At 67.8% G+C, this 2,712-nt stretch carries 3 protein-coding genes; all 3 read right to left on the bottom strand.

The features are described from left to right. Positions 1-358: 358 nt before the first annotated feature. Complete coding sequence (locus GX414_13525; protein ID NLI48120.1) at positions 359-982, bottom strand: hypothetical protein; 624 nt, start codon at positions 980-982, stop codon at positions 359-361. Positions 983-1,059: 77 nt separating this feature from the next. Next, positions 1,060-2,142 (bottom strand): CRISPR-associated endonuclease Cas1, encoded by a 1,083-nt coding sequence (gene cas1, locus GX414_13520; protein NLI48119.1) that lies wholly within the window; start codon positions 2,140-2,142, stop codon positions 1,060-1,062. A 138-nt stretch (positions 2,143-2,280) separates the two neighbouring features. Then, positions 2,281-2,712 (bottom strand): hypothetical protein (locus tag GX414_13515; protein NLI48118.1); only part of this gene is annotated, 432 nt, incomplete at its 5' end.

The following is a 2,712-nucleotide window of genomic DNA, read 5'->3' as shown; positions in this document are numbered from 1 at the left end:
GTGATGCGGTAATCGACGCCGGAATCGAATTAGATTAAGTCGCAATCCCCTGTAGTCGGGGCCTTCAGTCGGTTAGCTGGCCACGTAATCGTCTGAAAAACGAGTGGTTCCGAAAGCGTTTTGCGGCAACGCACCCGCAAGGGGCGCCACCGGAACCGTACCATACCCGGGGAACAGATCAACTGACTGATTCACCGTTGGATACATCCTGCGGTCACATCCACGGGCGATTCGTCTGAAACTGCCGCTGAGCACGCTCGCGCAGCAGCCCAGCAGGGCATCGAGCGCTCCCGGTCACCTCATTGTAGCCCGGATGAGGCGTTCCGCCCAAGCGTTTTCGCATCACTGGGCGCCGTCGTCACATGTCGGACCAGGTGCGCAGGAACTGACGGGCCACCATCAGCGCCTGCCGCTGCTCGGCGCGATTCTCGCGGAGCTGCATGGCGGCCGCCAGGCCGAACATCAACTCCCGGGCGACGCGAGGCGAGAAAACCTTTTTGCCGAAGTCCGCCTCGCAGCGGCGGAGATAGTCGTCGCCGTCGCCCCCCTGCATCCGCCGCAGCGCCGCGCCCAGCACCCCGAAGGTCGTGGCCGGGTTGGGATGGAAGGTCAGGCCGATGGCCAGGCAGCGGCGGGCCAGCGCGACCACTTCGCGGGTCCAGTTCACGGCGCCGGCCAGTTCGTCCGCCGGATCCACCGAGCGCCGCTCCCAATCCATCCCTTCGAGCCGGCGCAGGTTCTCGATGTACGGATCGGTGTTCGGCTTCTTCAACAGCGCGTGATCCCGGGGGCAACGCAGCACCATGGAGATCATCGACTCCTTCGGGCCGATCGGGTGGCACAGGATGTGGTCCAGCTCGCAGGTCGCCCCGCCGCAGTCCCGGCAATACCGCCGGTGGCACACCGGGCAGGCGGCCACGAGCTCCGGCGGCACCCGACGGGAACACGCGCTGCACGTCAGCGATGAATGGGTGATGGTCATTGGCATCCTCCTTGAGATGATCATGGCCGGGCCGGACGGCGAGCGGTCTCGGCGTGTTTCCTCACCATCGGCCGCCACTAGCGCCGCGAATCCCAGACAACGGGCTCGTATTCCTCCTCGCCCTTGACGGCGCGGACGTAGCGGGCCACCTGGCGGCGGAAGAGCGCGCGCAATTCGTGCCGCCTCCCGCCGGCGGCACCCTCCCCGCCGGACAGGGTCCGGACGCTGAGCCGCTCGCCGCAGCGGCTCTCGAACAAGCCGATGAACTTGCGGTAGCCCTCGTAGGTGAGCACCACCGGCGCTTCGCGTCTCAGCTCGGAAAATTCGGCCAGATCCCGGGCCTCCTCCGCCATCCGGTCGGGAAAGTAGAAGTCCTGCAGGCGCATCACCCGCCGGTTGCAGGCGCGCAGCACCACCAGGTCCACCGCGGGCACCCGGAACTCCTCCTGGAGGTCCAGCACCAGCGAGGGGCGGCCGTATTCCAGTTCATGGAAGCACCCCACGCCGGGGTCCAGCCCCGACTGCTCAACCTCCCGCTCCAGCGCCGCCAGGAGCAGGGTGTACCCCAGACTGAGCATCACGTTGACCGGGTCCTTGGGCGGCCGGCGGTTGCGGCCGTGAAAGACAAAATCGGGGGTGCGCAGCAGCTCCTCCAGACAGCGGAAATAGACCGCCCCGGCCCGGCCCTCGAAGCCGCGGAGCGACGCCAGATCGCCGGCGCGGGCAGCCCCCGCGGCGGCCTCGAGCAGCTGTTCGCGCCCCCGGGACAGCACCGGGTTCGGGCCGTCCTTGAGGCGGCTTTCCAGCACCCCGGTCTGGCTGAGAACCTTCGCCCGGACGATCTGCCGGGCCATGGCCAGGCGGAACGGCGCGTCGCGCAGCCGATCGTACTGTTGCAGCCGGAGGTACACGTTCTTCCGGGTGCCCGCGTTCAACCGGCCCAGGTAGCGCCCGTAAAAACTGAGGAAAACCGTATCGATGCCGCGGCTCAAGAGGAACGACACGGCCGAGGGCGAAAGGGTCACGGCGCCCAGGACGACCAGCCGGTCGAGTTCGTCGGCGGGGATCTTCTCCACCGGCCGCTTCCCCTGGCAGAGGAGCAGGCTGCCGTCCTTCCGATGCAACGTGGTGCCCTGGCGCACGAGATAGACGACGGACATCGGCCCTCCAGCCAACGGATCGATCGAGTCAACCGGACGTCGGACTTCGGATAGCGGGTATCGGCCAATCCCGGTCCGAGCACCTTTCCTGCAGGGGCCGGCCAGATCAACCGTCGGCGCACCGATAACCGCAGCGACTCACAGCTCCAGCACCATCCGGGGCGAGCCGTCGTCGCGGTGGACGAGCCGCAGCGTGCCCATGGGCGTGGGCAGGCTGTCCACGCCCTCGCCGCGGAACAGTTCCAGGACCTGCTTTTCCACCTCGCCGAACTCGGCATCCAGGCGGCGCAGCTTCTCCCGCAGATCCAGGTAACGGCGCACCAGGTTCTGAATCCGCAGGGCCTGGTCCCTGACCGTGGGATCGACGGCGGGTCCCGACGGCTGGAAACCGTTCAGGTGAAGCAGCGGATTGGGATAGATGCCCGGGTTGTCGCCGAACGCGCAGGCGCAGGCGCTTTCGGCGCCGCTGCCGCTCGCGGCGGCGCGGGCGCGCAGCTTGGCGCAGCTGGCCGGATGCCCCTTGAGCCGGTTCTTCAGATACAGTTCCTGCGCCGGCTGGCGCAACTGGCC

It is taken from the genome of Acidobacteriota bacterium (genome assembly GCA_012517875.1).
GTDB lineage: Bacteria > Acidobacteriota > JAAYUB01 > JAAYUB01 > JAAYUB01 > JAAYUB01.
The sequence above is the reverse complement of the archived record's forward strand: the minus strand, read 5'-3'. Positions and strand labels throughout refer to the sequence as shown.